26 protein-coding genes are annotated in these 23,802 nt (G+C 37.2%); 9 read left to right on the top strand and 17 right to left on the bottom strand.

The features are described 5' to 3' along the window. Nucleotides 1-7: 7 nt before the first annotated feature. The 9 genes from H4J66_RS18625 to sufB all read right to left on the bottom strand — a co-directional run bounded on the left by H4J66_RS18625 (nucleotide 8) and on the right by sufB (nucleotide 6,953). Nucleotides 8-94: a hypothetical protein gene (locus H4J66_RS18625; RefSeq protein WP_259369188.1), complete on the bottom strand. Its 87-nt coding sequence runs from the start codon at nucleotides 92-94 to the stop codon at nucleotides 8-10. Next, nucleotides 88-507: a glutaredoxin domain-containing protein gene (locus tag H4J66_RS18620; protein WP_182176397.1), complete on the bottom strand. Its 420-nt coding sequence runs from the start codon at nucleotides 505-507 to the stop codon at nucleotides 88-90. Before H4J66_RS18620 ends, H4J66_RS18625 begins: the two co-directional genes overlap by 7 nt. 72 nt (nucleotides 508-579) lie before the next feature. Beyond that, complete coding sequence (locus tag H4J66_RS18615) at nucleotides 580-1,038, bottom strand: SufE family protein (protein ID WP_182176396.1); 459 nt, start codon at nucleotides 1,036-1,038, stop codon at nucleotides 580-582. Next, on the bottom strand, nucleotides 1,038-1,610 hold the full coding sequence (gene sufT / locus H4J66_RS18610; protein WP_182176395.1) for a putative Fe-S cluster assembly protein SufT: 573 nt from the start codon (nucleotides 1,608-1,610) through the stop codon (nucleotides 1,038-1,040). Before sufT ends, H4J66_RS18615 begins: the two co-directional genes overlap by 1 nt. Before the next feature lie 70 nt (nucleotides 1,611-1,680). Then, complete coding sequence (locus H4J66_RS18605; RefSeq protein WP_182176394.1) at nucleotides 1,681-2,037, bottom strand: iron-sulfur cluster assembly accessory protein; 357 nt, start codon at nucleotides 2,035-2,037, stop codon at nucleotides 1,681-1,683. A 30-nt stretch (nucleotides 2,038-2,067) separates the two neighbouring features. Continuing rightward, a complete protein-coding gene (locus H4J66_RS18600) occupies nucleotides 2,068-3,315 on the bottom strand; it encodes an aminotransferase class V-fold PLP-dependent enzyme (RefSeq protein WP_182176393.1) in 1,248 nt (415 codons plus the stop codon). A 2-nt stretch (nucleotides 3,316-3,317) separates the two neighbouring features. Continuing rightward, nucleotides 3,318-4,640: a Fe-S cluster assembly protein SufD gene (sufD, locus tag H4J66_RS18595; RefSeq protein WP_182176392.1), complete on the bottom strand. Its 1,323-nt coding sequence runs from the start codon at nucleotides 4,638-4,640 to the stop codon at nucleotides 3,318-3,320. A gap of 2 nt (nucleotides 4,641-4,642) precedes the next feature. Next, the gene (gene sufC / locus H4J66_RS18590) at nucleotides 4,643-5,416 is read right to left on the bottom strand and encodes a Fe-S cluster assembly ATPase SufC (RefSeq protein WP_182176391.1); all 774 of its coding nucleotides are present in this window, start codon (nucleotides 5,414-5,416) and stop codon (nucleotides 4,643-4,645) included. 94 nt (nucleotides 5,417-5,510) lie between these two features. After that, a complete protein-coding gene (gene sufB / locus H4J66_RS18585; protein WP_182176390.1) occupies nucleotides 5,511-6,953 on the bottom strand; it encodes a Fe-S cluster assembly protein SufB in 1,443 nt (480 codons plus the stop codon). A gap of 456 nt (nucleotides 6,954-7,409) precedes the next feature. Here sufB and H4J66_RS18580 point away from each other — a divergent pair, with 456 nt between their 5' ends. The 3 genes from H4J66_RS18580 to H4J66_RS18570 all read left to right on the top strand — a co-directional run bounded on the left by H4J66_RS18580 (nucleotide 7,410) and on the right by H4J66_RS18570 (nucleotide 12,544). Beyond that, a complete protein-coding gene (locus H4J66_RS18580; RefSeq protein ID WP_182176389.1) occupies nucleotides 7,410-7,868 on the top strand; it encodes an SUF system Fe-S cluster assembly regulator in 459 nt (152 codons plus the stop codon). 1,651 nt (nucleotides 7,869-9,519) lie between these two features. Then, nucleotides 9,520-10,650, top strand: coding sequence for an FIST signal transduction protein (locus H4J66_RS18575; protein ID WP_182176388.1), 1,131 nt, complete (start codon nucleotides 9,520-9,522; stop codon nucleotides 10,648-10,650). Next, nucleotides 10,643-12,544 carry a bifunctional diguanylate cyclase/phosphodiesterase gene (locus H4J66_RS18570; protein WP_182176387.1) on the top strand — a complete coding sequence of 634 codons (1,902 nt, stop codon included), beginning with the start codon at nucleotides 10,643-10,645 and terminating at the stop codon, nucleotides 12,542-12,544. Before H4J66_RS18575 ends, H4J66_RS18570 begins: the two co-directional genes overlap by 8 nt. A 161-nt stretch (nucleotides 12,545-12,705) precedes the next feature. Here H4J66_RS18570 and H4J66_RS18565 read toward each other — a convergent pair whose 3' ends face one another. Further along, on the bottom strand, nucleotides 12,706-13,779 hold the full coding sequence (locus tag H4J66_RS18565; protein WP_182176386.1) for an OmpA family protein: 1,074 nt from the start codon (nucleotides 13,777-13,779) through the stop codon (nucleotides 12,706-12,708). A gap of 260 nt (nucleotides 13,780-14,039) precedes the next feature. Here H4J66_RS18565 and H4J66_RS18560 point away from each other — a divergent pair, with 260 nt between their 5' ends. From H4J66_RS18560 to H4J66_RS18545, 4 genes are all read left to right on the top strand, one after another. Then, nucleotides 14,040-14,306 carry a hypothetical protein gene (locus tag H4J66_RS18560; RefSeq protein WP_182176385.1) on the top strand — a complete coding sequence of 89 codons (267 nt, stop codon included), beginning with the start codon at nucleotides 14,040-14,042 and terminating at the stop codon, nucleotides 14,304-14,306. Further along, nucleotides 14,306-15,130 (top strand): mechanosensitive ion channel family protein, encoded by an 825-nt coding sequence (locus H4J66_RS18555; protein WP_182176384.1) that lies wholly within the window; start codon nucleotides 14,306-14,308, stop codon nucleotides 15,128-15,130. The genes H4J66_RS18560 and H4J66_RS18555 overlap by 1 nt, the downstream gene beginning before the upstream one ends. Nucleotides 15,131-15,149: 19 nt before the next feature. After that, nucleotides 15,150-15,683, top strand: coding sequence for an RNA polymerase sigma factor SigX (gene sigX / locus H4J66_RS18550; RefSeq protein WP_182176383.1), 534 nt, complete (start codon nucleotides 15,150-15,152; stop codon nucleotides 15,681-15,683). A 110-nt stretch (nucleotides 15,684-15,793) separates the two neighbouring features. Then, on the top strand, nucleotides 15,794-16,303 hold the full coding sequence (locus tag H4J66_RS18545; protein WP_182176382.1) for a DUF3016 domain-containing protein: 510 nt from the start codon (nucleotides 15,794-15,796) through the stop codon (nucleotides 16,301-16,303). Nucleotides 16,304-16,394: 91 nt separating this feature from the next. Here H4J66_RS18545 and H4J66_RS18540 read toward each other — a convergent pair whose 3' ends face one another. Together H4J66_RS18540 and epmB are read right to left on the bottom strand one after the other, a co-directional pair. Beyond that, on the bottom strand, nucleotides 16,395-16,706 hold the full coding sequence (locus H4J66_RS18540) for a hypothetical protein (protein WP_182176381.1): 312 nt from the start codon (nucleotides 16,704-16,706) through the stop codon (nucleotides 16,395-16,397). Between the two features lie 38 nt (nucleotides 16,707-16,744). After that, a complete protein-coding gene (gene epmB / locus H4J66_RS18535; protein WP_182176380.1) occupies nucleotides 16,745-17,761 on the bottom strand; it encodes an EF-P beta-lysylation protein EpmB in 1,017 nt (338 codons plus the stop codon). Between the two features lie 56 nt (nucleotides 17,762-17,817). Between epmB and efp the strand changes: the two genes are divergently transcribed. Next, a complete protein-coding gene (gene efp, locus H4J66_RS18530; RefSeq protein WP_070374890.1) occupies nucleotides 17,818-18,387 on the top strand; it encodes an elongation factor P in 570 nt (189 codons plus the stop codon). Between the two features lie 153 nt (nucleotides 18,388-18,540). Here efp and yjgA read toward each other — a convergent pair whose 3' ends face one another. Beyond that, entirely contained in the window at nucleotides 18,541-19,065 is a 525-nt protein-coding gene (gene yjgA, locus H4J66_RS18525) for a ribosome biogenesis factor YjgA (protein WP_182176379.1), read from the bottom strand. Between the two features lie 107 nt (nucleotides 19,066-19,172). On the opposite strand from yjgA, the gene pmbA reads away from it, so the two are divergent. Then, on the top strand, nucleotides 19,173-20,540 hold the full coding sequence (gene pmbA / locus H4J66_RS18520; protein WP_404842765.1) for a metalloprotease PmbA: 1,368 nt from the start codon (nucleotides 19,173-19,175) through the stop codon (nucleotides 20,538-20,540). A 113-nt stretch (nucleotides 20,541-20,653) separates the two neighbouring features. Here the strand turns inward: pmbA and mgtE are convergent, their stop codons facing one another. From mgtE to ptsN, 4 genes are all read right to left on the bottom strand, one after another. Continuing rightward, nucleotides 20,654-22,012 carry a magnesium transporter gene (mgtE, locus tag H4J66_RS18515; RefSeq protein WP_070374888.1) on the bottom strand — a complete coding sequence of 453 codons (1,359 nt, stop codon included), beginning with the start codon at nucleotides 22,010-22,012 and terminating at the stop codon, nucleotides 20,654-20,656. A gap of 119 nt (nucleotides 22,013-22,131) precedes the next feature. Beyond that, nucleotides 22,132-22,407: an HPr family phosphocarrier protein gene (locus tag H4J66_RS18510; RefSeq protein ID WP_070374887.1), complete on the bottom strand. Its 276-nt coding sequence runs from the start codon at nucleotides 22,405-22,407 to the stop codon at nucleotides 22,132-22,134. Nucleotides 22,408-22,420: 13 nt separating this feature from the next. Next, nucleotides 22,421-23,275, bottom strand: coding sequence for an RNase adapter RapZ (gene rapZ / locus H4J66_RS18505; protein ID WP_182176378.1), 855 nt, complete (start codon nucleotides 23,273-23,275; stop codon nucleotides 22,421-22,423). Nucleotides 23,276-23,306: 31 nt separating this feature from the next. Continuing rightward, on the bottom strand, nucleotides 23,307-23,762 hold the full coding sequence (gene ptsN / locus H4J66_RS18500; RefSeq protein ID WP_182176377.1) for a PTS IIA-like nitrogen regulatory protein PtsN: 456 nt from the start codon (nucleotides 23,760-23,762) through the stop codon (nucleotides 23,307-23,309). Nucleotides 23,763-23,802 lie beyond the last annotated feature (40 nt).

Here is a 23,802-nt window from a genome sequence, read left to right as displayed (position 1 = left end):
TGTGTTTCTAGGTTATCAATTGCGTGGACAGGTGCATTATTTCAGACATTAAAGGCGCAATGGCTGAGAGTACCAACTTATGTTTAGCTAACATGCTTTTGCCCTCAAATTTTGCTGTGACGACACAAAGGCTGAAACTGCATCTTCAAGTGGAACGGGTATAGTGCTCGCTTTAGTCTGCTTTGTCGCAGCACTTTTCACGGCTGCTGAAATAATGACTTTTAACTCGCCATTTTGATTGAGTTCGCTGATAATATCGCCGTCGCCAATCAACTGACCATTAGCCCAAACTTGAGGGAAAATTGGCCAATCTCCGTAGACGGGTAATGCTGCTCGAATTTCTGGATTAGCTAATATATCCACAGAAACAAAATTTTCACTGCAAGCAATTAAGGCTTTTACGGCGATAGCAGAAAACCCGCATAGAGGTCGTTCTGACGTACCCTTCATAAAAATGATAACTGCATTATTATTGATATGTTCTTCAATTTCTTTCATTATATCCATTTATCACTCCTCGTAACCTTTATTATTAACTTATTGATATATTAGTTAATTTAGTTTTAATTGAAATGTGCTTCAACTATATTGCTTGGCGATGTGTAATATTTTTTTAACCATGGCACGTAAACCATTACCACGCATCGAACTTAAATGACTGAATAAATCAATGTCAGTAAAGAAGGCGTCGATATTAAAATTGGTTACTGCTTGAGGGGTGCTTTTATTAAAGGCACTGAGGACAATTGCCGCTAATCCTTTAACAATTTGAGCTTCGCTATCGACAGCCATCAACAACATATTATTTATTTCATCATATTCGCATATCAGCCATACCTGACTTTGACAGCCAACGATAAGATTTTCGTCTGTTCGATAGGATACGGGTACGGTAGGAAGCTCTTTGCCAAGGTCGATGATATAACGGTAACGATCCTCCCAATCATCAAAGAAAATTAGTGTGTCTTTGATGTCTCCCGACTTGATTTCACTACCAAAAGGACTTTCTGATAAGCTGGCAATAGATAATTTAGTCATCAGAATAACCCTAGCTCTAATTGAGCCTCTTCCGTCATCATTTCACGACTCCATGGCGGGTCAAGCACTAGAATCACGTTTACTGTATCGACATTAGGCACTAGCCCAACTTTGTATTTTACATCCTCGACCAATACGGGTCCCATACCACAAGCTGGAGCGGTTAATGTCATGGTAATGACGACGGTATGACCATCTATTTTACAGCCATAGATCAAACCTAAATCAACAATGTTGACCGGCATTTCTGGATCGTAAACAGCAGATATTGCCTTCCAGACATTGCTTTCCAGCACGGTTTTATTATCAGAGTTATTCCCTGATTGATCATCGGAGTCATCGCCTGATCTCTCTTCTGACAACTCAAAGACCAAGACAATAGGTTCAAAGCCGAGCGCATCACCATCAGTACCGTCAACGCGTGCCATATTACCGTTAATCAGCACGGTATATGCTCCGCCTAATGATTGGGTTAGAGTGACGAAGGTATCTTTTTTAATGGTGATTGGAGTTCCGTCGGGCACTAATCGTGCTGGACATTCTCTGTTCACTAAAATTATTTTTCTTTCCATAATATGCTTCTGTATGCCCCATTATTTATTAACGACTCATCAGTATTCTTCAATTTTTTTGAGTGAATAATTAGACTGAAAAGCTTTCACCACAACCACATTCTGCTGAGCTATTCGGATTAATAAACTTAATCACTTTGTTCAATCCCTGGGTAACACAATCAATTTCAGTGCCATTAACAAAGGGTAAGGCTTCTTGAGTGATGTAGAGTTTTAATTCATCGTCATTAATGGTGACTAAATGTTCTTCCGTACTGGGATTGTCAATAAAATCCAACACATATTTAAAACCATTGCAGCCACTTTTCGTTACTGAAAAACACAATCCAACTGCCTGCTTGTTTTTTATTTTTTGAGACAAATAAACACGAGCACTATCACTTAAAGACACACGTGGTTTATTTGGTTCAAAAGTCATTACAGTCATAATATTACCCTTGTTAATGTCAATTTTTCGTTAGAGGAATGTTCTTACTTTAGTCAATGCTGCAAATAACTTTGCCACTTCTTCTTCGGTGTTATACATAGAAAATGATGCGCGTACCGTGCCCAAAATGCCCAGTTCATTCATTAACGGCATCGTACAGTGATGACCCGTTCGAACAGCAATACCTTGTTGATTAAGCAAAGTACCTACATCGCTTGGATGCGCATCACCCATGAGAAAAGAAAAAATAGCCGTCTTATTTTCTGCTGTGCCGTAAATACGAATATCATCCATACTATTGGCTAACGCTGAACAATAATTAGTCAATCGCTGTTCGTGTGCTATAGCGCCAACTCGGTCAATGCTGTTTACATAATCGATGGCTGCTGCGAGTCCTATTGCACCCGCAATATTCGGTGTGCCAGCTTCAAATTTATAGGGTAATTCATTCCAAGTTGACTGTTGAAATGTGACCGTTTTTATCATCTCTCCGCCGGTTTGAAACGGGGGTAATTGCTCTAAATGAGCTTCTTTACCATACAACACACCGATCCCCGTAGGGCCAAATAACTTATGCCCTGAGAAGACGTAAAAATCACAATTCAGCTCTTGGACATCAACAAAACCATGACCAATGGCTTGTGCGCCATCTATCACTGTTATGGCATTAACTTGCTGTGCAGATTGCACTATTTCTTTAACCTGATTTATCGTACCAAGTGTGTTGGAGACATGTGTCATAGCAACAACTGCGGTATTTTTATTGAGTAACGTCTTATAAATTGAAAAATTTAGTTCGCCTTTTTCATTTATAGGAGCTACCACAAGTTTGGCACCACTTCGCTTTGCTGCCACTTGCCAAGGCACAATATTGGCATGGTGCTCCATTGCTGAAATAATAATTTCATCACCTGGTTTTAAAAAGCTTTGCGCTAATCCACTGGCAATTGTATTGATCGCTTCTGTTGTGCCTCTTGTCCACACTATTTCATGAGCATGTTTTGCATGAATAAAATTTTGCACTTTACTACGTGCATTTTCAAACAGCTCAGTAGCATTATCACTCAGCGTGTGAGCACCTCGATGCACATTAGCGTTATTCATACTATAAAATTGGCTAATAGCATCGATGACAATCTGTGGTTTTTGAGTGGTTGCCGCGTTATCCAAATAAATTAAAGGTTTACCTTTAACCTTTTGATCTAATATGGGGAAATCTTGCCGAATTTTTGCAATATTAAACCTGTTGTCTTGCTCAACTGCATCTATAGAAGACATCGTTATCTTTCTCCTTCGTGGTGTAATGAGGAAAGTAAACTAGATGAACGCTGTGTAACAAACTCTCGCACACTATTGTGTGGTAGTTGTTCGACTATTTCAGCAATAAAAGCCAGGCTCAATAGACGTTTAGCTTCGACCCTTGGAATACCCCTAGATTGTAAATAAAATAATGCTTCACTATTGATTTGACCCACTGTAGCACCGTGTGAACATCTTACATCATCAGCATAAATTTCCAGTTCAGGTTTAGTATTGATGGTGGCAGTGCTTGAAAGTAATAAGTTTTTGTTACTGAGCTCGGCCAATGTTTTTTGAGCGTTTGGATGAATATGAATGCGGCCATTGAAGACAGCATTAGCTTGGTCATCCACTAAACCTCGAAATACTTCATTGCTGCTACAATTTGGTGCGATATGTTGCATACAAATATGGTTATCAATGGTTTGTTGATGGCGACCGTAAAAACTGCCTCGAATATCATTACTTGCATACTCCCCCTGCAAAGACACCGTAAGATCATTACGTTTCAATTTAGAAGCAAGGCTAATTTGATGTTGTTGATAAGTGCTATGATGCCCTTGTTTTACACGATGATTGCATATGCTCGTGACACTCTCATCAAGTTGCAGTCGGCTATGGGTGATATGCGCCTTGTCATTTACAAAACATTCAATCACAGTATTAACCATTGACGTGTGTTTGAGTGGTGCGTCTTCATGCTCGATTATTGTCGCTTTACTGCCGGTTTCAGCAATAATTAATAATCGCATCATGTTTGTTTTCGGCTGAGCACCTTGTGTCAGATTTACGATGTAAAAGGGCTTGTCGACCTCACAATGCCCTGGGATATGGATAAGTAAACCATCTTCAAGTTGTGCACTGTTAAGGCTAGAAAAATAGTCGTGGTAGTAGTTATGACTGGTATCTAAATGATCAATAATGAGTTGCTGCTGAGCGGTGTTAGCTTTAGAGAATAAAGTGCTGTAAGGGTTACTATCAAGGTGTGATAATCCATTCGCAAATACACCGTTGACAAAAACTAAACGATACGCATTAAGGTCCTTTATTAAAGACTGCGAAAGTAATTCATCAATGTCGTCGTCACTTTTTGAATCGAGTACTTGTATGCTTTGTACGTCGAGTTGATCATCAGCTAACAATTCTTCAAGTTTAAGATATTTCCAATCTTCGGTTTTTTTGGTTGGTAATTGCAGCGCTTTTAAGCGTTCACTTGCCGCATCACGAATACCTTGTAACCACAGATTTTTTTGAGAGGTATACTCGTTGCTAAAGTCAGTCGTTATTTGCTGTAGATTATTCATGGTTAAACCTTAAGTGGATTTGCTGATTGCTCAGTTCCACTTTCTAACCAACCGTAGCCTTTTTCTTCTAACTCTAACGCCAGCTCACTTCCACCAGATTTAATTATTTTCCCGTCGGCTAATACATGTACAAAATCAGGTTGCACGTAATCCAATAATCGTTGGTAATGAGTGATCAAGATAAAGGAACGATCTGGACTGCGTAACTGATTGATCCCATCAGCCACTACTTTAAGTGCATCGATATCTAAACCTGAATCAGTTTCATCAAGTAGGCATAACTTTGGCTCTAACATTAGCATCTGCATAATTTCATTGCGTTTTTTCTCACCACCTGAAAAACCTTCATTCACACCACGCTTTAAAAAGCCAGCATCTAAATCAACCAGTCGACATTTCTCACGCGCCAGCTTCATAAACTCTACCGCACTCAAAAGAGGCTTGTTTTGATATGTATGGAGACACTCAAGGGATGTTTTTAAAAACTCAAGGTTACTGACTCCCGGGATTTCAACCGGGTACTGAAAGGCAAGAAAAATGCCTTCTCGTGCACGATTTTCAGGCGCAAGTGTTAATAAGTCTTTGCCTTCAAAGATGACGGTTCCATCGGTCGCATCATAGTTATCACGACCTGCTAGTACATTGGATAGCGTGCTTTTTCCGCTCCCATTTGGTCCCATAATGGCGTGGACTTCACCAGGTTTAACCTCAATATTTAATCCTTTGAGGATCTCTTTCCCATCAATCTTGGCTTTTAAATTTTTAACGTTTAGCATCTATTGACCTCATTATCTTTTAATCAAGTTTTATCAGTGTGGTAATACGACTGATGTCTGTTTCATGAAATTTTTTTGATCCCTTCGCAGCGCGTTATCCAACGGCACCCTCTAAGCTGATCTCTAATAGCTTCCCAGCTTCAACAGCAAATTCCATTGGCAACTCTTTGAAAACTGATTTACAAAAACCATTAACAATCATCGATACCGCTTTTTCAGGATCGATACCGCGTTGTTGGCATAGGAATAACTGATCTTCACTGACTTTTGATGTTGTCGCTTCATGTTCGACAATCGCACTTGGATTTTTGCTAACAATATAGGGGAAGGTATGTGCAGCACATTTATCACCAATTAAGAGTGAATCACATTGGGTGAAATTACGTGCACCTTCTGCTTTTGGTGATATATTGACTAATCCTCGATAGGTATTAGATCCTTTGCCAGCTGAAATGCCTTTTGAAATAATAGTACTGCGAGTATTACGACCTAGATGGATCATCTTGGTCCCAGTATCCGCTTGTTGTGCGTTTCGGGTTAAGGCCACTGAATAAAATTCACCAACACTGTTATCGCCAAGTAATATTACGCTTGGGTACTTCCATGTGATGGCGGAGCCTGTTTCAACTTGAGTCCATGATATTTTTGCGTTGGTATGGCAGATACCGCGTTTGGTGACAAAATTATAGATACCTCCTTTACCGTTTTCATCCCCGGGATACCAGTTTTGAACAGTAGAATATTTAATTTGCGCGCCTTCTAGTGCGACTAACTCAACCACTGCCCCGTGCAGTTGATTTTCGTCTCTTGAGGGCGCGGTACAACCTTCAAGATAGCTCACATAGCTACCTTCATCAGCAATAATCAAGGTACGTTCAAACTGACCCGTGTTCATCTCATTAATCCGGAAGTAGGTTGACAACTCCATTGGACACCTAACCCCCTTAGGTATATAAACAAACGAACCGTCACTAAATACCGAACAGTTTAAAGCGGCATAATAATTATCTTTAACGGGCACCACAGAGCCCAGGTATTTTTTAATTAATTCAGGATGTTCGATGATTGCTTCTGAAAGTGAACAGAATATTACGCCAGACTCGGCAAGCTTTTCTTTAAAAGTGGTAATAATAGAAACACTATCAAATACTATATCAACGGCCACACCAGCCAGCATTTCTTGTTCATGCAATGGAATACCTAGTTTTTCGTAGGTACGAAGCAGTTCAGGGTCAACTTCGGCTAAACTTTTAGGTGCGTCGTCCTGACTTTTGGGACTTGAATAGTAGGCAATGGCTTCAAAGTCTATTTCAGGGTAATTGACTTGCGCCCATTCTGGACGCTTCATTTCTAGCCATTGTTGGTAGGCCTTTAAACGCCATTCCAACATGTATTTGGGTTCATTTTTTTTGGCTGATATTTTTCGTATGACATTTTCATTTAATCCAGGATCAAATGTTTGCATTTCAACATCGGTGATAAAACCCGCGTCGTAGCTGGAATTAATACGCTCATCAATAACATTGCTTTCGCTCATAATGATTAACTCTCTTTTTGTCGATGTGTAAAGTAAATAGCGTGGTGTCACAGACCAAATCATAAAAAACATTAATTTGGCAAGGATCTATCTTTAACGGTTATTTAAACGCGTAGATGATCTCGATTGTATTTTGTGAAACGCTAACACCATAAAGAATACTGATTTAGTAATGTATGTCAGTTTATATGACACGTAAATTTAATACAATACTAAATTGGTATTTATTGTTGTTTGGGAGAGTGGAATGTTTACTCGATGAGATAACGCTTAACCTTTGTTTTACATATTATCTAAAATGTTACAACTTGCATTTTTTAGGTTTTATTTCAGAAGTATCTTAGCGTTTATTAAATTTACTGGGTGGTATTAGGAATAAAAAGGAATACTATTGGGGTATACTAGTAAATATAATTACTGACCAGATGAGGTGAGTAAATTTTCGAGAGAATACTTATGATAAGAATTAGCCGCATGGCCGATTATGCGCTGTTGGTGGTATTAAAAATGTGTGGTCGCGATGAGCTAATTACGCTAGAAAGATTGTGTCAGCTAACGGCATTATCTCTACCTACCGTGCGTAAATTGATGCGGTCACTCATCCATAACAATTTAGTGGAATCAGTTAGGGGATCTCATGGGGGTTATAAACTCAGTAGTCAATCTGATCAAATATCGATTGCAGAAGTGATTGAAGCCATCGATGGGCCTATTGCATTAACAGAGTGTGTTAAGTCGGATGGCGGTGATTGTGAATTGGCAGATACATGTGGATTACAAGGAAATTGGAATATTGTTAATCGTTTGATTTCCAATGCGCTTCACAACGTGACACTAGATGCAATGGGGCAAGAGCCTATGGATGTTAAACGCTTGAAGTCAACATTCATAGAGGTCTGCGACCAAAACGAATAAGTGTTCAACAATAGACAAGCAATAATATATTTTTCAAATTAGCTCGCCAAGTTGATAAGTGTTTTTAGCTGTCTCGCCTGCTCTTTAGATAAATATTTTAATTCAGCTATTTTAAGATTAAAAAAATATTTACATGTGTTAACTATAGAGCTTTCCAACCTCATCAATCTATTAATAGTTTTATCTATCATTATCAGTAATTTTATCGATTATTGTTCTTATGTCAATTTCTAAGTGCCTGATATAATTAAGTAATGGTAGAAGGTGAAATGACCACCAATGCAGGCTGTCAAAGTATAGGTAACATAAAACGTTTTTTATAAAATGACGATACCTACTCTCCATACTGATATATCTTTTATATTCTTGGCGGAGTGTAAATTGGCGATTTATCGCTTATTAAACTGTTCTACATAATTTAGAATTTAAAACAAGCGCCTCCTACTATGTATAAACCAGTTTTTGAATATTGCTTTTGTTTATGATGGTTTATTATTTTTATTCGAACAGACTTATCTGAGGCGTTACTCTACTTTGTGTGGGTAATAATTTGGGTAATTCATCATGTTTTGTATTTAGGTAACAAAGGAACTTTTTGATTGCCAAAGGATCCTAGCTACTCGCTATAACCTTAACCGCCGCACAGATTGGTTAAAGGTTTCAATATCTATGTTAAAAGTTACGTTGAGTTTTTACGCCCAAGTTATTGACTGTTGTTTTTTAGTAGCGTCATCCTATTTTCGTGTACCCTCTGCTCTTATTGTTTAGCTTCATTGGGCGATAGCTCTGCTCTCTATTTACTCTTAGGAAAAATATACTTCTGAACTAGGGCTGCTTTGAAAACTGATAAAGCGTAATGAATACTAAATAAGCCAGTAAATTATTTAATATTCAGTTGGTTAACTTTAGTCGTGAGTTGGCAGAGGTATAAAGTGGGTATCACTTATGTAGTTAACGGTAATATTCTTTGACAAAAAAGTAAGTGGAAATTAAATGAATTCTATTTTTAAGTGCCACGGGTATCATATAGGACTCTCTCTTCGTGTCAGTTTAAAATAGTGGTTATAAAAACACTAACTTATTTTATAGGGGGGGGAAGATCAAAATGTAACAATATGATGGTTTAGTTCACACCAAATCATGAGACCTTTAGGTGCATAAATAAGTAATAAATAAGTAATAAATAGGCAATAAAAAAGATAAAAAAAACTGCATTGCACACTTGATAAGGGAGCCCTTATGAGAGATCTCTTTTATTCTCAGCAATGTCCAATGATATGGCGATGGTCACAACAATGGAATTCATATTTTCCTATTATAAGCTGGTAAGCTACCTAAAAAATTATAAAAATGCCTAATGAACGTTTAATAAAAACCAACTACATATTAAGTATATTACAGTCCAGTAAAAGTAAATCATTCGCCCAAAATTATATAGGCCTTTAATCTCGGTGAACGTATCAATAAATTTGACTGAAAATAAAAAATTATCCTATTAAGTTTATTTGCTATAGTTAAAAAAGTCATATGAAATAATATCAGTTTATACAAATGATTAGGCGCAACGTATAACGCGTCAGTATAAAACATTTTATTGGTGTTTGTAGTATTGCGAAATTACCCGTTTTTATAGTTAATTAGTAGGTGCCCCATGAAGTTTCATCAGAACACTTACCTTTTAGGCAGATGGGAAAGCCCCATCGAGAGTATTGAAAAAGCTAATCTTGTTTTACTTTTTGGGAACCGAGACCTTGTTAAAAATGAAGCGATAATGGCAGATATACGCTGCCACTACCCAAAAGCAGATATTATTGGTTGTACAACAGCAGGTGAAATTCAAGGAACAAAGATCTATGACGACAGCTTATGTTTAACAGCTATTGAATTTGACTACTCTTTTATCTCTGTTCAAAGTGCATCAATTACTGGTAGCTCTGTACTTGAGGTGGTGAAAAATCTTGCTGATGGCCTTAATAAAGAAGGGCTTCGATATGTGATGGTATTGTCAGATGGGCATCAAATAAATGGCACGGAACTAGTGAATGCTTTGCAAGCTTATTTACCTAAAGATATATTAGTCACAGGAGGCTTAGCAGGTGATGGCACCAACTTTAATGAAACACTTGTCTGGCATAATAATGCGACTGAATTAGGGCAAATTGTTTTAGTGGGTTTTTATGGTGAGAGGTTATCGTTGGGCTATGGTTGCATAGGCGGATGGGATGCGTTTGGCCCTGACAGAACTATCACTAAATCCAAAAGTAATGTGCTTTATGAATTAGATAATCGTCCTGCTCTAGCTTTATATAAAAGGTATTTGGGTCCACATGCCGATGATTTACCGGCCTCAGCTTTATTATTCCCTCTGGTTTTAAAAATTGATAATAAAAGAATGACAAGAACCATTTTGAGTATCAATGAAGAAGATGGTTCGATGACGTTTGCAGGAGATGTGCCTGAAGGCGCAACAGTACAGTTAATGCGTGCTAATACCAGTAGCTTAATTGATGGTGCTGAAATTGCTGCAGAACATGCGTTGAGTAGAATACCCAATAATTACAGTAATGGCTTAGCCATACTGATCAGTTGCGTAGGTAGAAGAATAGTCTTGGGTAATTACTGTGAAGAAGAAGTTGAGGTTGTTAAAGATATTCTGGGTGAAAAATGGGCATATACAGGATTCTACTCTTATGGAGAACTTTCACCGATGTTAAACAGTGAGGCTTGTGCCTTACACAACCAAACAATGACCATTACTACTCTATGTGAAATAGATGAATAGGTTATTAAAGCGTCTGATAAAAAGACATTTACATGAATATGATAATCATAAAAGTATTAAAGACTTTATTAGTGGTATTGACGATATTTTTGCCCAACAGCAAGACGAACGTGAATTTATGGAGCGCACTCTCACGCTGTCTTCTACTGAACTCAATGAAATTAATATCAGTTTAAAAGAAAACCTTGCAAAAAATGAAAAAATTCAGCGCCATTCTGAAAAGCTTATTGCTAAGCAAGATGCTTTATTTAATGCAAGTACAGAAGCTATTTTTAGCTTTAGTCCTGATAATATCATCGAAAAACTTAACCAAGCAGCCATTGATTTTTTGGATTTAGATGTTGATCGCTTAAATAATGGCGAAGTACTTACTTGTGACTTATTTCTGTCAAGATTAGTAAATCATGATAGTTTTTCTAATGATATTCAGCCGATAAGAGATAATGAATTAGCGGTAGTGCATGGCTTCTTTGATACTATAGATCACCGTTCTTACGAGTTTTACTCTGTGCCTGAAGTTGTAGATGGTGATTTTTTTGGCCGAGTTTGGTGTTGTCGTGACATCACTGATGTTAGAAAAAATGAAGCACTATTGAAGTATAGAGCTAACCATGACGCCTTAACTGACTTACCTAATCGTTCATTAATTTTAGATGTGTTAAACCATGCCATCGCTATGGGGAAACGGCATAACCTAAAAGTAGGTTTATTATTTATTGATTTAGATGACTTTAAAAAAATTAATGATACCGCAGGGCATCAAGAAGGCGATCGGTACCTGATTGAATTTGCAAATCGTATCCAATCAGCATTAAAGGCGGGTGATATTTTAGGTCGTTTAGGAGGGGATGAATTTGTCGTGATCCTAGAAGACATAGATGATATTTCACATGTGGTTCAAATTAATGAACGCATTTTAGCGTTATGTAAATTGCCTTTTTATATTAAAGATAAAAAATACTATATGTCGTGCAGTATTGGTGTAAGTTTATCGCCTGATGATTCAGTTAGCTCAGATGAGCTTATTCGCAAAGCTGATATGGCAATGTACCAAGCTAAAGAATCAGGGAAGAATACGTACCACTTTTTTGATAAAAAATTAGAGAAAATTGCACTTAATAGCGTAATGATTGACGGCCAATTACGTGAAGCGATTAAAGAAGAAAATTTTGTACTGCATTATCAACCTAAAATGCGCTTAAAAGATAATTCTTTGTGTGGTGTAGAAGCGCTTATTCGTTGGCAAAAAACACCTAATGAACTTGTTTATCCTGACTGCTTTATACATATAGCAGAGAAAAACGGTTTAATACGAGAGATTACCTATTGGCTATTAAACAAAGCTTGCCAAACATTAAAAAGTTGGGAAAACACTTCGTTAGCTAATATTCCAATGTCGTTAAATATTTCTGCCATTGACTTTGCCGATCCTTACTTTGTTGAACAAGTCTTTCAACTTATTGATAAGTATAATATCAACCCTGCATTATTAGAACTTGAATTAACAGAATCAACATTTTTTAATGATATAGGCTCAGTACAAGAAAAAATTAAGAAATTAAAGTCAAAAAAAATAAAACTAGCTATTGACGACTTTGGTACTGGCTTTTCTTCATTTGCTTATTTACGTGATATGGAGTTAGATTTTTTAAAAATAGATAAAAGTTTTGTCTTAGGCATGCTTGACGATGAAAAGTCTCAAGCTATTGTTAAAAGTATTATTGATGTGGGCATTAATTTAGGCTTCAAGATTGTCGCTGAGGGTATTGAATCGGCAAGCATTATGGCATTACTAACGCAACAAGGTTGCCATATTGGTCAAGGCTACCATATGAGTAAACCTATTACTGAAAAAATGCTTTTAGAATTTTCTACTGATACTTTAAAGAAATAGTGCAGGGTAGCTAATATATGTTGAGCATGTGATAACTCGTCATTTCAGTTTAATATTGCGCTTTATACACATTTAGTAAACTGATTTATCAAGAGACTTTTATTGAGAGTAATAAAAAAGGGAAGCTAAAATGGCTTCCCTTTGGGTTAGGCTGTTTAGTCTTATTTTGTAATCACTTTTTTAACAACAGTTTCTATTTTCGCTACAACTCTGCGGTTCACACTATTGTCTGCAAGCGAAGTTCCTTGAGCAATCAACTGTGTTTCACCAAAGCCTTTTGCAGATAAACGACTAGCATCGATAGAAAACTTATTAATTAATAAGTTTTTAATGGTATCAGCACGTTTTTGCGAAAGCATTAGGTTATATTTTTCACTACCTGTAGCTGAACTGTGTCCTTCAATAACAACACTTGTGTTTTGGTATTCTTTCATGAAATCAGCTAAACGCTGAACATCATCAATCATTGCTGGCTTAACAAGTGAACTGTTATTTTCAAAGATAACATTTAACTTAATTTCGACTGATTTTTCTGAATATAACGTACAGCCTTGTGAATCAACTTTTACATTTGCCGGTGTATTAGCACAACGGTCATTGTTATCACTAACACCATCGCTGTCAGTATCAGCCATCATCACTTTTTTAACGACTGGCGTTGTTGACTTCATTGTTTCCATAACAGGTTTGTTAACAACAGCTTTGTTAACAACAGGTGATTTTTTAACATCGCCAAAAGTATATTTTACACCTAATTTAATACCTTGATCTGTTTGACCGTAATCAAGATCGCGATAAACAGCAGCTTCGCTGTATAGAGAGAAACGATCATTAATTTGAAGGTTATAACCAGCACCTACATTAGCCGCATTATAACTTCTAACATTATTAAAGCGCTTTACACCAGTGAAAAGGTAGAAACTGCTATCTTCAACTTTATAAATTGCATCGATACCGGCACGTGTTCCGTAATCTTTATCATTACCATTTTCAATGTCGTAACGCGTTTTAGCTAATTCTAAACGAATATCCCAGCGCTCATTAATAATTTTTTGTAAATCAATACCAAGGCTTTTGCCCGATTCAATTTGTTGCCAGTCAGTATTGTGTTCTTTGTTTGTATCTGACTTGATGTAGTCGCTAAACACACCAAGCTCCCATGCTTTATCAATAGTTTCTGCAGCTAGTGGAGAGCTTATTAATGCAGCTATCAGAGTTATGTTAAAAGTTTTCATGGATAAATCCTTATTAAGTTTCAGGTAATGCGATGTAATTTCTGGCTCTATAACGGATAAGGAACTAAAAAGTCACAAGTTTTTCTTAATTTTACTAAATTAACGTTAAAACTCAAAATTGTTTAGCGTAAAATGCACCCGATTTAAAAAAGTTAATGTGTATAGATAAAATAAGAATAAAAAACATACAGATTTAATGTGACTTTTTAATGGCTCAATCGTTAAAGAATAAAGCGATAAAACTATTGCTCGAGGATGAGATGAAAGACATAGAAAAGAGTTTAGCGAAAGAATTAAGCTGTGATGCAGATGTTGTTTTTAGTACATCAGATGATGAGCTTTTTAAGCGTGCAAGATTAACAGCAAATAATCAGCAAGGTACAAAAGATCTTGTTGCATTGGGCTTAGCTTCACTTTGGGTTGTTTTTATTAGCCTATTTATGAAAGTTTTAAAACCAATATTTAAACAGATGGCACCTTGCCCAAAGATAACAAGCAATAGCATAACTAATAATGAGAATAGATAATGGATACTGAAAACTTCACCGACAAAGCTTACTCTGGCTTAATGACTGTTTGGCATAAAGTGGTTACTTTTTTACCTGATTTAATTGTCGCTATTTTATTTATACTTGTCGGTTGGATTATTTCAACACTCATTAAAAACTTTCTTAATAAATCATTAATTAAAATTGGTTTTGATACGTTTTTAAATAAACTGGGGCTAGATTCACTGCTGAAAAAAATGGATGTTACTTTAACGGGTAGCCAAGTTGTTGCTAGTCTTATTTCGACATTCTTCTTACTTATCTTTTTATTAGCGGCTCTAGATATTTTAGGTTTAAACGTACTTTCCGGCTTAATCGACACTTTGGTGTTGTTTTTACCTAAATTACTTGCTTCACTCGCGGTCTTAATTTGTGGCTTCTTTGTTGCGCAAATTGTTTTTAATGGTGTAAAAATAGCCGCTAAGAATACGGGTGTTGACTATGGCCGTTCCGTTGCCGAAGTATGCCGCGGTATTATTATCGTTATTACTGTTTCTTTATCTATTACGCAATTAGACATAGATGTTTCTCTGCTAAATAACATCATGACAGTACTTATTGGCAGTGTCGGTTTAGCGGCGGCTATTTCTTTAGGTATCGGCACTAAAGCTATGGCCCAAGAAATTGTTGCTGGCGTTTATCTTCGAGAGATGTACCAAATAGGTGACGTTATTGAAGTAACAGACATTAAGGGCACCTTAGCTGTTATTGGCAGTGTTGCGAGTAAAGTGATGGCAGCCGATGAGTCGCTAACGACGATACCGAATACTTTCTTATTAGCTAATAAAGTTATTAAGCAATAGTTGAGGCTTATTTTACGGTTTGACTACGTTTAATGAACGCGAGCTTGTTGCCCTAGTGCAAGCAAGCCTGCCTTATGATACGCGTCTTTTTCAGCAACTAATTACACCTTATTTACCTATTTTAAAAGGATACTGTGTAAAGTTACTTAAGCATCAGCCTGATGCCGAAGACGTCGTACAAGAAACAATTATAAAGGTACTCGCCCACTTAAAAAATTTTAAGTGGGCGGTATCTTTTAAAGCATGGCTATTTAAAATTGCCCATAACGAATGTATCAATAAGATAAGAGATCGCCGTTGGGATACTATCGAACACAATGATGAATATCTTGAAAATATAATCGATGATGACAATAGCCACGAAGATTTTGGCACAGCACTTTCATTATTAATGGTTAACCTGTCCTTTGCTGATCGTAATATTATGCTACTACGCTACCGCACAGGTTTGGAATTTCAAGAAATAGCCGATATTTGTCACCTCAATATTTCAGCGGTAAAAATGCGTCATAAAAGGGTTGTAGATTTTTTACAACAACGATTAAAGCAGTAAAGTTAAGTAACTTGTGTAACTATGGTTAAGATAATTTTAGCGCCGTTTTTATTCAGGATAAATATAAAAAGTCACTCGGCATTAATAAACTTTATGGTTAAGGATATATGATGATTAAACCACTATTCACTTTATTGACTGCTTTAATACTAAGCAGCATGATCTTTACGATTCCTACAGTACAAGCTGCTGAGGTGAACATCACTTGGACAGAGCCTGATAAATACCGAGATATTGATTCAGGAACCGAAGGTCGAAAACGCTTTCGAGAAAATATGTTTAACGAATTTGAAAAACATTTATCAAAACTTGCCAATGCATTACCTGCATCTCAAATACTTAATATAGACGTAACAGACATTGATTTAGCCGGTGATGTTCTCGCCAGTGGTCTACATCAAATCAGAGTGATTAAAGACCTTTATTTTCCAAGAATAAAACTATCATTTACATTAATAAATGCTGAGAAAGTCATAATACTTAGCGATAATGTTAATTTAAAAGATATGAGTTTTATGATGGGCGGACGCTTAAAATATAGAAATAATGCATTAAGTTATGAAAAAAAATTGCTTGATGATTGGTTTAAAAATACTTTTGCAGATTATGTTGAAAAATAAGCGTTCCATTTTTTAACGTTAGAGAAAGCAAAAGGCCATCTTTATAGTGCAATAAAGATGGCCTTTTTATTTTTACTTTTAAGCTGTACCGTTAATGAGTAACCGTTGCACTGTTTTCAAAGTTCGCTAAAACGGTAAAAAGCTTTTCTATTTTCTTTACCGTATCTATTAACGTTTGTTGATCTGATGTTTTTTGCCAAAAAATTAAATCGTTCGCGACTTCTTCAACATAAGGCTGAAAAGTATTTGCCGAACATTTGAAACCAGCGTCTGCTTTAAATATTGCCTCAAAGCTTGCTTGCTTGTTTTTTCTTAAATCAGCTAAAGTCGCATCAGCGGTTAGCGATTTTTTTAAAATAATTGAAATATTATCAACGAGTTGTTTACTAACAGTTGCGCTCATAGTGTCTCTATATTGACGATTGTTTTGATATATCGCTATTATGCCAAATTGATGGGCGTTTTGTTAGCTTCTCCCGCAATTTCTCGTACTAATTTTGGCATTAAAAAGCCAGGTAATATCGCCATCATTTTTTGGACAATTATTTTTGCCTCCTCTTCACAAATATCAAAGTGAGCAACCCCTTGTACGGGATCAAACATATGTAAGTAATAAGGTTGAATACCACTATCAAATAAAGTTTCACTGAGTTGACATAAGAGTTTGGCATCATCATTCACTCCTTTTAATAATACGCTTTGATTAAACAAAGGAATTCTTGCCACACGTAGTTTTTCGAGTGCTTGCTTTACTTCATCATCGATTTCATTAGGGTGATTAATATGTAAAACCATGGTTGCCTTTAATCGACTTTCAGACAAAATGTTCACTAATGATGTTGTTATGCGCTGTGGGATAACAATGGGTAAACGCGTATGAATACGCAAGCGTGTCAAATGTTTAATCGGCTCAAGTTGTTCAATAAGCCACTGTAGATGATCATCACTTGCCATTAAAGGATCGCCACCACTAAAAATCACTTCATTAATTTCAGGATGATCGGCAATATATTTGAGTGCTGGCTGCCAGCGAACTTTATTGGGACTGTTTTCATCATAAGGAAAGTGGCGACGAAAACAATAACGGCAATTAACCGCACAACCTGACTTTATTATCATCAATACTCGGTGCTTATATTTATGCAATAAACCTTCGGCAACCGTGTCGTGTTCTTCTAGTGGATCCATTGAATAGCCATCAGAGATAACAAACTCATCAGAGAGTGGCATAACCTGTTTAAGCAGCGGATCGTTAAAGTCGCCTTTTTTCATTCTTGTAATAAAAGGTCGAGGTACACGGACCGGAAATAACTTACGTGCGGAAAAGTGTTGCAGATAATCTTGGCTGTCAATTTCTAGCATATCTAAAAGCTTTTTCGGATCTGTAACGACATTACTTAACTCTTTTTGCCAAGAAATGTGCAATTGTTCGCTTATTTGGGGTATTATCTGCGGCATTTGTAATTTCAATTTAAATCTCTGCGTTATTTGTTTGAGTATAAGAGAACATTCATATGGCTAATTTTAGTACAAACCAATTTAAGGCTGGCCTTAAATTAATGATTGACGGCGAACCATGTAACATTTTAGAAAACGAATTAGTAAAACCAGGTAAAGGCCAAGCCTTTAGCCGGGTAAAAATTCGTAAACTTATTTCTAATAAAGTCTTAGAAAAAACCTTTAAATCAGGCGAGTCTTGCGAAGGCGCTGATGTAATGGAAACCGAGCTAGCTTACTTGTATGCTGACGGTGAATTCTGGCATTTTATGAATAATGATACCTTTGAGCAAATTGCCGCTGATGAAAAAGCAGTTGTAGATTGTATTAAATGGTTAAAAGAAGGCGATCTTTGTACCATTACTTTATGGAATGGTTCACCTATCACAGTAACAACCCCTAATTTTGTTGATCTAGATGTTACAGAAACAGACCCAGGATTAAAAGGTGATACTGCCGGTACGGGTGGAAAACCAGCAACGTTACATACCGGTGCGGTTATTCGTGTACCGCTATTTATTCAAATTGGTGAGACAGTTAAAGTGGATACGCGTACAGGTGAATACGTATCGCGTGCAAGTAAATAAGCACTTTTAACGATTATCTACTGCGCTATTTTCAATAAGCGTTTTAATAAGTAGCCAGTGCATTTTGGCTATTTAGGTTTATTATAATTTAGCAATGAATAAAATTTAGTATTAAAAAAACCTGCTGATGCAGGTTTTTTTATAGATAAACGACTAGTTTATCTGTCTGGTATGAAGTTTTAGATAATCAAATAGCTCTTTGTAATACTTGCCAAGCTTTTCTGCTTTTTTCTCTTTTGCCGCTTGTCGTACTAATTGACGTAGCTTTTGTCTTTCCATCGACTCATGCTCGTTCAGTAAAGCTTCTACAAAGTCATTACCTTCATCAATAGCGTCATCGCGCATCTTTTCAAGTTTAACAAACTTAGCTGTTTCTTGTTGATGCTTATTTGCCATAACATCAAGAGCATGTTTAATTGGCTCTAAATCAGATTCTGATAATATTCTTGCCAAGTGGCGAACATGGCGACGTAATGCTTCATGTTTGTTTTTAATTTTATCAGCTAAAATTAAGGCGTCCTTAATCTCCTCAGTAAAAGGAATTTTACTGCGCTGATGCTTAGATAAATCAATAAGCGACTGTCCAAAGATTTGTAACTGGATCATTTCGCGCTTTACTTCTGATTTACTTTTTAATTCTTCATCTAATTCATCGATATCGTTAGCAGAGTCGGGCATAATATTCGTTATTAAAGTGATAATTATCGCTATTATACTCGTAAGTGCTTATGGTATACAGCGCATATTCTCCAATTTCCTGCATTTATAGAAGAAAACAATAAATTATGACTGAAACGATGAACGCTAAACAATCGATGAACGAACAATTAAGAGACGTTGAGCAACGTGTAGCACAAGTACTCGACTTAGCAAAATCGCTAGGAGCAGATGCAGCTGAAGCTTCTATAAGCCGCCAACAAGGGTTAAGTGTTGGTACGCGGTTTGGTGAAGTGGAAACGGTTGAGTTTACTAATGACGGTGCATTGGGTATTACTGTTTACCAGCAAGGTCGTAAAGGGAGTGCTTCAACCGCAGATTTATCAGAAGCGGCTTTAAAGCAAACAGTACAAGCGGCGGTTAATATTGCAAAGTATACCTCTGTTGACGACTGTTCAGGATTAGCAGACAAGGACATGCTTGAAATGTCGCCTGCTGATTTAGACTTATATCACCCAAAAGTTTTAACAACAGACCAAGCTATTCAACTCGCCAAAGAATGTGAAGACAGTGCGCTAGCGTATGACCCTCGTATTACTAACTCAGATGGTGCCTCACTTGATAGCTTTGAAGGCTATAAAGTGTATGGTAATACCAATGGGCAAATTGTTGGCTATCCGAGCTCTCGCCATAGTTTAAGCTGTGTAATGATCGCCTCTGAAGGTGATGATATGCAAAGAGATTATGCTTACACCGTTAATCGTGATTTTGACTTAATGGATAATGGCGTTGCTATTGGTGTGCAAGCATCAAAAGAAGCGCTATCGAGATTAAATGCTCAAAAATTACCGACAGGAAAAGTACCGGTGATGTTTCGTGCCGATATTGCTAATTCAATTTTTGGACATTTTATTGCGGCGATCAGCGGTGGTAATTTATACCGTAAATCATCTTTTTTAATGGACGCTATTGGTAAACAAGTTTTTCCTGACTTTTTAAACATCAGTGAACGCCCTCATATTTTAAAGGGCTTGGCGAGTAGTGCTTTCGACAGTGAAGGCATAAAAACGGTTGACCGTGAAATTATTGTCGATGGTTGTTTAGAGACCTATCTATTAACCAGTTACTCAGCACGTAAACTAGGGCTTAAATCTACTGGTCATGCCGGTGGTATTCATAATTGGAAAATTAACGCCAAAGGTTCTGCCAATGGTGGTGATTTTAATGCCATGTTGAAAAAACTTGGTACTGGCTTTCTTGTCACTGAATTAATGGGACAAGGCGTTAATGTAGTCAATGGCGATTATTCACGTGGCGCTGCCGGTTTCTGGGTTGAAAACGGCGAAATTGCTTACCCGGTATCAGAAGTTACCATTGCAGGTAATTTATCTGATATCTTTAAAGGCTTAGTAGCAGTCGGTAGTGATGTTGATTTACGAGGCAGTATTTTAACGGGTTCATTGTTAATTGAAGAGATGCAGGTTGGCGGTAATTAATCACACCCTGCTATTTTAACAAGGTACATTTGATTACTAAAACCAGCAGACCAACAATGAGATCTTGAAAAGCTATCAAGATCTCAATAAGCCCATATCTAGTTTAGGTGAGGTTAGGTTAGGAATAAAGTTGCAGTTCCTAAGAAAGCGAATATTCCAACCACATCGGTAATCGTTGTTAATATCACACTACCAGCGAGAGCAGGGTCAATATTCATTCGTTTTAAAAACAGCGGGATAGCGACACCAGCGATACCAGCAGCGGTTAAATTCATTAACATTGCAAAGGCTATTACGCCACCAAGCATTAAATTTTGTTGCCAAATAGCCACAACACCGGCAATTAATACCGCCCAGATAACGCCATTCAGAAAACCAACAGCAAGTTCTTTTTGAATGAGTATTCTCGCATTCGAGTCGCCAACATGGCCTAGTGCAATGGCGCGAACAACCAGTGTTAAGGTTTGGTTACCGGCAACACCACCCATACTAGGCACTAAAGAATTTAAAATAGCTAAAATAGCCAGTTGGCTTAAAACACCTTCGAACATACTCGATACAGCAACAGCCAGTAGTGCGGTAATGAGATTAACGCCAAGCCAAATAGAGCGTTGTTGTGTGCTTTTTAAAACCGGAGCAAAGGTATCAGCTTCCCCATCTAAACCCGCCATACTCATCATCGAATGTTCGGCATCTTCACGAATAATATCGATAACATCGTCTATCGTGATACGACCAAGCAAACGACCTTCATCATCAATCACTGGTGCAGAGAACCAATCAAATTTTTCAAAGAGTTGTGCTACGTCACTATCAGACAAATGCACTTGAATTGCTTCAATATCTTTATCAATGAGTGTTGAGACGATAATTTCAGGTTTGGCGGTAATTATCGCCGCTAGAGAAACGGCGCCAATAAAGTGATTTTTACCATCGACCACATAAAAAGAATCGGTCGCTTCAGGTAAATCACCTCGTAAGCGTAAATAGCGCAATACCACATCAACCGTTACATCGGGACGAATTGTTATGGTATCAGTGTTCATGATACCGCCAGCAGTATCTTCTTCAAATGACAACGCGGCTTCGACTCGACCTCGGTCTTGCGAATCCATAGCACTTAATACTTCTTGATAAACACTATCGGGTAGAGTACGTAAAACTTCAGCTAAATCATCAACATCCATACCTTCAGCAACGGCGGCTAATTTTTCAGGGCGGATAGTTTTTAAAATACCTTTTCGAACTTCCTCATTGAGTTCTTCAAGTACTTCACCGTGATTATCTGCGTCGATAAGTTGCCATAAAACGGCACGACTTTTCGAGTGAGATGACTCTAATATTAAAGCAATATCATAGGCTGGCATGTTCTGTAGTAATTTTCGAACGTGCACAAACATACCGCTACCAAGTGCTTCATTGACTTGTTGCAGGCGTTGATGATTTTGTTGTTGCTCTGATATTTCCGGCATAAAGTTTTCCTGTGCCGCAGTAATACGAAAATTATATTGTCTATATCTTAGTCAAGATGCACTGGCTAAGGTGTTGTAATGAATGATAACGTAACTTTATTTTTTATTCAGTCTTTTTATCATTCGTCTTCATCAAATTTATCAGAAAATAACTGGCATACATCGTTAAGTGCTTGTTGAGCATCTTCTCCTTGGGTAATAACCTCTACGGTTTTCCCAAAGCCACCGGCCAGTAACATTAACCCCATAATACTGCTGGCATCAGCTTCTTTGCCCTCTAAGCAAATAGTAACGTTAGCATTAAGCTTTTGGCTTAACTGGGCAAGTTTAGTGGCAGCACGTGCGTGTAATCCCAGTTTATTGCTAATGGTTAATGATTTATTATATTTTGGCATAAAGTGACCGTTATTAAGTGCTTTGTATTTTAATGTCGCGATGATGAGATTGAACATCTTCGCGTTCTTTTCTGAGATTGTTTGCTAATATTTCCGCAATATAAACTGAACGGTGTTTTCCACCTGTACAACCAATAGCGATAGTAATATAGCTGCGATTGTTTCTTTCTAAGTGGGGTAACCACGTCATCATAAAACTGTTAATTTGCCAGATAAATTTAGTGACAATCGGTTGGCTAGCAAGAAAGTCTCGCACGGGTTGATCTAAACCAGTAAAACCTTTTAAGTCTGTTTCCCAAAAAGGGTTAGGTAGAAAACGTGCATCAAAAACATAATCTGCGTCTTGTGGTACACCGTGTTTAAAGCCAAAAGATTCAAACACCACCACCATAGATGCCGAGGTTTTGCCCAAAATTCGCTCACGCACTAAATCAGATAATTGATGAGGTGATAACTGGCTGGTATTAATATACAAACCCGCACGCGTCGAAATAGGCTCAAGCAGCTTTTTCTCTAAAGAGATGGCTTGGTCGAGTGGAATATTTTGTTTAATTAAAGGATGCAAACGACGCGTTTCACTAAAACGTCGAATAAGATCAGAGTCATCGGCATCTAAATACAGGATATCGAGTTTTACCGTTTTTGGCAGATAATCTAATATCTCTGAAACATCATTAGGGTCATTGGGTAAGTTACGTACATCTAAACTAACCGCTACTTTGTCGTAATCATTAATAACGGTATGTGCTAATGCAGGCAATAAATTTACCGGAATATTATCGACACAGTAGTAGCCTAAATCTTCGAGTACACGTAAGGCGACACTTTTACCTGACCCTGAGCGACCACTGACTATCAAGAGTTTCATTTGAGTTTTCCTGGGTTATTATTAGATTTTATTAACGTTGAGCATGCTTTATTATAGTAAAAAGCTCTTGCGAATCTTTGCATTTTCTTATTTGCTTTGCGAATTGTTTAGTACTAAATATTTGCGCAATACTTTGTAAGGTATCTAAATGTTGTTGGCAGTTTTCTTCGGGTACAAATAACGCAATAATAATATCGACAGCACGGTTGTCTATCGCATCAAATTCAACGGCTTGTTCACTGGTCAGCAATACAGCAATAACTTGTGACGTGTTAGTTAATCGACCATGAGGAATCGCAATGCCATTTCCTATACCGGTAGATCCAACTTTTTCACGCGCCATTAAGCTTTCGAATAATTGATGAGTATCAATATTGTCGAATTTTTTTGCCGCAGTTGTGCTAATTATTTCAAGGAGTTTTTTTTTGCTTGTACCCTTAATTGCACACAGGGTGCAATCAAGGGTAAGGATATCTTGCAACTTCATTATACTACTTAGATTCTTTGGTGAGTGAACAGGCGATAAA

This window comes from Colwellia sp. MB3u-55 (assembly GCF_014076785.1).
Classification (GTDB): Bacteria; Pseudomonadota; Gammaproteobacteria; order Enterobacterales; family Alteromonadaceae; genus Colwellia_A.
This window is presented reverse-complemented; position numbering and strand designations above follow the sequence as displayed.

What these genes read in the sequence shown, in the direction of transcription:
- efp (WP_070374890.1), top strand. Translation starts at nt 17,818, where the DNA reads ATGGCTAATTTTAGTACAAACCAATTTAAGGCTGGCCTTAAATTAATG.
- H4J66_RS18575 (WP_182176388.1), top strand. Translation starts at nt 9,520, where the DNA reads ATGAAGTTTCATCAGAACACTTACCTTTTAGGCAGATGGGAAAGCCCC.
- H4J66_RS18510 (WP_070374887.1), bottom strand. Translation starts at nt 22,407, where the DNA reads ATGCCAAAATATAATAAATCATTAACCATTAGCAATAAACTGGGATTA.
- sufD (WP_182176392.1), bottom strand. Translation starts at nt 4,640, where the DNA reads ATGAATAATCTACAGCAAATAACGACTGACTTTAGCAACGAGTATACC.
- H4J66_RS18565 (WP_182176386.1), bottom strand. Translation starts at nt 13,779, where the DNA reads ATGAAAACTTTTAACATAACTCTGATAGCTGCATTAATAAGCTCTCCA.
- H4J66_RS18545 (WP_182176382.1), top strand. Translation starts at nt 15,794, where the DNA reads ATGATTAAACCACTATTCACTTTATTGACTGCTTTAATACTAAGCAGC.
- H4J66_RS18620 (WP_182176397.1), bottom strand. Translation starts at nt 507, where the DNA reads ATGGATATAATGAAAGAAATTGAAGAACATATCAATAATAATGCAGTT.
- pmbA (WP_404842765.1), top strand. Translation starts at nt 19,173, where the DNA reads ATGACTGAAACGATGAACGCTAAACAATCGATGAACGAACAATTAAGA.
- rapZ (WP_182176378.1), bottom strand. Translation starts at nt 23,275, where the DNA reads ATGAAACTCTTGATAGTCAGTGGTCGCTCAGGGTCAGGTAAAAGTGTC.
- ptsN (WP_182176377.1), bottom strand. Translation starts at nt 23,762, where the DNA reads ATGAAGTTGCAAGATATCCTTACCCTTGATTGCACCCTGTGTGCAATT.
- H4J66_RS18580 (WP_182176389.1), top strand. Translation starts at nt 7,410, where the DNA reads ATGATAAGAATTAGCCGCATGGCCGATTATGCGCTGTTGGTGGTATTA.
- epmB (WP_182176380.1), bottom strand. Translation starts at nt 17,761, where the DNA reads ATGCCGCAGATAATACCCCAAATAAGCGAACAATTGCACATTTCTTGG.
- H4J66_RS18555 (WP_182176384.1), top strand. Translation starts at nt 14,306, where the DNA reads ATGGATACTGAAAACTTCACCGACAAAGCTTACTCTGGCTTAATGACT.
- H4J66_RS18570 (WP_182176387.1), top strand. Translation starts at nt 10,643, where the DNA reads ATGAATAGGTTATTAAAGCGTCTGATAAAAAGACATTTACATGAATAT.
- H4J66_RS18560 (WP_182176385.1), top strand. Translation starts at nt 14,040, where the DNA reads ATGAAAGACATAGAAAAGAGTTTAGCGAAAGAATTAAGCTGTGATGCA.
- H4J66_RS18625 (WP_259369188.1), bottom strand. Translation starts at nt 94, where the DNA reads ATGTTAGCTAAACATAAGTTGGTACTCTCAGCCATTGCGCCTTTAATG.
- sufT (WP_182176395.1), bottom strand. Translation starts at nt 1,610, where the DNA reads ATGGAAAGAAAAATAATTTTAGTGAACAGAGAATGTCCAGCACGATTA.
- H4J66_RS18600 (WP_182176393.1), bottom strand. Translation starts at nt 3,315, where the DNA reads ATGTCTTCTATAGATGCAGTTGAGCAAGACAACAGGTTTAATATTGCA.
- H4J66_RS18615 (WP_182176396.1), bottom strand. Translation starts at nt 1,038, where the DNA reads ATGACTAAATTATCTATTGCCAGCTTATCAGAAAGTCCTTTTGGTAGT.
- sufB (WP_182176390.1), bottom strand. Translation starts at nt 6,953, where the DNA reads ATGAGCGAAAGCAATGTTATTGATGAGCGTATTAATTCCAGCTACGAC.
- mgtE (WP_070374888.1), bottom strand. Translation starts at nt 22,012, where the DNA reads ATGCCGGAAATATCAGAGCAACAACAAAATCATCAACGCCTGCAACAA.
- sufC (WP_182176391.1), bottom strand. Translation starts at nt 5,416, where the DNA reads ATGCTAAACGTTAAAAATTTAAAAGCCAAGATTGATGGGAAAGAGATC.
- yjgA (WP_182176379.1), bottom strand. Translation starts at nt 19,065, where the DNA reads ATGCCCGACTCTGCTAACGATATCGATGAATTAGATGAAGAATTAAAA.
- H4J66_RS18605 (WP_182176394.1), bottom strand. Translation starts at nt 2,037, where the DNA reads ATGACTGTAATGACTTTTGAACCAAATAAACCACGTGTGTCTTTAAGT.
- H4J66_RS18540 (WP_182176381.1), bottom strand. Translation starts at nt 16,706, where the DNA reads ATGAGCGCAACTGTTAGTAAACAACTCGTTGATAATATTTCAATTATT.